Origin of the sequence: uncultured Ralstonia sp. (genome assembly GCA_913056305.1) — a bacterium.
Classification (GTDB): Bacteria; Pseudomonadota; Gammaproteobacteria; order Burkholderiales; family Burkholderiaceae; genus Ralstonia.
Genome location: CAJXMR010000368.1, coordinates 1 through 2763, shown reverse-complemented (window position 1 = coordinate 2763; position 2763 = coordinate 1). Strand labels below are relative to the sequence as shown.

Below are 2763 nucleotides of genomic sequence, written 5' to 3'. Positions count from 1 at the left end.
GCCGCGCAGTCGCTGGCCGTGATCCAGGACCTGGGCCTGGACACCAGCAAGATCAACCCGCTGGGCGGCGCGATCGCGCTGGGCCACCCGCTGGGCGCGACCGGTGCCATCCGTGCCGCGACTGTCGTGCACGGCCTGCGTCGTCGCAACCTGAAGTACGGCATGGTGACGATGTGCGTCGGCACCGGCATGGGTGCCGCGGGGATTTTCGAACGCATGTGACCCCACGCGAGGGGGAAGGCCTAAGGCCTTCTCCCCGCTTGCCATCGCCAGTCTCGCAACGCATGATTGCGCAGGCGCGCAGCACAGCGCGCCGATGACAGCGGCCCGCGCCAGTGGGCACGCGATAGAAGCGGAGCCACGATTCCGCACACAGAGACACATCGCCGGGCCACCGGTGATGCACAGAGAGGAGGGCGCGATGGGGAACACAATCGTGTTGACCGACGCGGCATGCGACATGCCGCGCTCGATGATCGAACAGCTGGGTTTGGGCGTGGTGCCGTTCCGCATTCGTGCGGGCGACATGTTCGTGGAAGACCGCCGTGACGAGGAGGCGCTTCCGCAGCTGTATCGCAAGTATCTCGTCAACAAGCAGGACCACTTTGCCGAGTCGATCCCGCTGCTGGAGCGCGAGATCGAAGACTACCTGCTCAAGCACGTGGTCACGCAGTACGACCGCGCGCTGCTGCTGACGATCGCCAGCTCGCGTAGCCACTTCTACAACCACGCCACCGGCTCGGTGGTGGGCACCACGGCGAAGAGCTTCAAGCCGCGCAAGGATGCCGGCCGCTCGGGCCTGTTCGAGCTGACGGTGGTGGACACCGGCGCCATCGGCCCGGGCCAGGCGCTGCTGGTGCACGAGGCCGCGCGCATGCTGCGCGAGGGCGCCGAGGTGCGCGACGTGGTGCACGTGATCGAAAATCGTTTGCGAGATGCCTCGCACGTGTTTCTCGTGCCCGACGAGCTGCTCTACATGTACACGCGCGCCAAGCAGAAGGGCGAGAAGAGCATCACCTGGGGCCGCTACATGATGGGCACGGCGTTCAACGTGCGTCCGCTCATCCGCATGCATCGCGGCGAGACCGAGGCTATTGCCAAGGTGCGCGGCTCGGAGGAGGGCATCCGCCGCCTCATGGCGCATGTTGAAACCATGATCGCCGAGGAGCGCCTGGCCACGCCCGTGGTGGCGATCACGTATTCCGGCGCGCTCGACGCGGTGTACCGCATGGACGCAGTGCAGTCGTTGCGGCGGGTCGCTCAGGAGCACGGTGTGGAGGTCCTCTTCGCGCCGATGAGCCTGACCGTGGCGTTGAACGTAGGCGCCAACGCGTTCTCCGTCGGTTATTTGTCTGATTCACCTGTGCCCATCTAGTGGTTGCACGGGTTCTCACCCTGGAGTTTTCATGTCGATTCGTACCGAGACCGCAGACGGCGTCCTGACCCTGACTTTCGACCGTCTGGACCGGAAGAACGCCATCACCGCCGCGATGTACCAGACGCTGGCGGATGCGCTGGTGGCCGCCGAGACCGACCCCGCTATCCGCGTGATCGTGCTGGCTGGCCACGAAAGCATCTTCACGGCCGGCAACGACCTCGAAGACTTCATGAAGAACCCGCCCAAGGATGAGAGCGCTCCGGTGCACCAGTTCCTCAAGGCGATCTGCACGGCGACCAAGCCGCTGATCGCGGCGGTGAGCGGCGCGGCGGTTGGCGTGGGCACCACCATGCTGCTGCATTGCGACCTGGTGTATGCCTCGGAGACGGCCAAGCTGTCGATGCCGTTCGCGCAACTGGGCCTGTGCCCGGAAGCCGCCTCGAGCCTGCTGCTGCCGCAATTGGCCGGCTACCATCGCGCGGCCGACAAGCTGCTGTTCGGCGAGCCGTTCGATGCGCAGGAGGCGCGCGAACTGGGCCTGGTCAACCGCGTGCTGCCGGTGGGCGAGCTGGACGCCTTCGTGCGTGCGCAGGCGCGCAAGCTGACGCTGCTGCCGCCGGCCTCGCTGCGTGCGACCAAGCGCCTGATGAAGGAGGGCGCCACGCCGCAGATCGCCGCGCGCATGTCGCTGGAAGGCAAGCAGTTCGGCGAGATGCTGCGTGCGCCGGAAGCGCGTGAGGCGTTCACGGCATTCTTCGAGAAGCGTCGCCCGGATTTCTCCAAGTTCCACTGAACGCGGCGTCCCTGCGCAAAAAGAAAACCCGGCCTAGGCCGGGTTTTTCATTGGGCGTTGCCAATCAGAGCGGCGGCAGCTCGCGCGGCTTGCGGCTCTCGTCGGTGGCGACGTAGGTCAGGGTCGCCTCCGTCACCTTGACCGTCGCGTGGCGGCCGTTCTTGCCCATGCGCTGCGCATAGACCTCCACGTCCACCGTGATGGAGGTACGGCCGGTCTTGACCACGCTGGCGTAGAAGCTCACCAGGTCGCCCACGTACACGGGCTGCTTGAAGACGAACGAGTTGACCGCGATGGTGGCGACACGCCCGTTGGCACGCACCACCGCCGGGATCGACCCCGCGATGTCCACCTGCGACATGATCCAGCCGCCGAACACGTCGCCGTGCACGTTGGCGTCGGACGGCATCGGCATGACGCGCACAGCAGGCTGCTTGCCGGCGGGCAGCGAGACGGTTTCAGGGGAAGCTTGGATATCGGACATGATGACGCAGGGCAGCATTGAGGCGAGGGGCACCGGGCGCGGGGCGCGCGCGGGTGATCGGTGGGAGAATACACAATCCGCCATTTTATTGCACCGCACATGCGCCGC

3 protein-coding genes and 1 pseudogene are annotated in these 2763 nt (G+C 66.2%); 3 read left to right on the top strand and 1 reads right to left on the bottom strand.

Translation table 11 applies throughout. The features are described from left to right. From QZ609_RS26110 to QZ609_RS26100, 3 genes and pseudogenes are all read left to right on the top strand, one after another. Window positions 1-222, top strand: a pseudogene (locus tag QZ609_RS26110) (acetyl-CoA C-acyltransferase); the annotation flags it as partial. Window positions 223-421: 199 nt separating this feature from the next. Next, window positions 422-1375 carry a DegV family protein gene (locus QZ609_RS26105; protein WP_295501297.1) on the top strand — a complete coding sequence of 318 codons (954 nt, stop codon included), beginning with the start codon at window positions 422-424 and terminating at the stop codon, window positions 1373-1375. Between the two features lie 31 nt (window positions 1376-1406). Continuing rightward, a complete protein-coding gene (locus tag QZ609_RS26100; RefSeq protein WP_295501294.1) occupies window positions 1407-2171 on the top strand; it encodes an enoyl-CoA hydratase in 765 nt (254 codons plus the stop codon). Window positions 2172-2235: 64 nt separating this feature from the next. On the opposite strand, the gene QZ609_RS26095 is transcribed toward QZ609_RS26100, so the two are convergent. After that, window positions 2236-2673 carry an acyl-CoA thioesterase gene (locus QZ609_RS26095; protein WP_295501291.1) on the bottom strand — a complete coding sequence of 146 codons (438 nt, stop codon included), beginning with the start codon at window positions 2671-2673 and terminating at the stop codon, window positions 2236-2238. Window positions 2674-2763: the final 90 nt, after the last annotated feature.

What these genes read in the sequence shown, in the direction of transcription:
- QZ609_RS26105 (WP_295501297.1), top strand. Translation starts at nt 422, where the DNA reads ATGGGGAACACAATCGTGTTGACCGACGCGGCATGCGACATGCCGCGC.
- QZ609_RS26100 (WP_295501294.1), top strand. Translation starts at nt 1,407, where the DNA reads ATGTCGATTCGTACCGAGACCGCAGACGGCGTCCTGACCCTGACTTTC.
- QZ609_RS26095 (WP_295501291.1), bottom strand. Translation starts at nt 2,673, where the DNA reads ATGCTGCCCTGCGTCATCATGTCCGATATCCAAGCTTCCCCTGAAACC.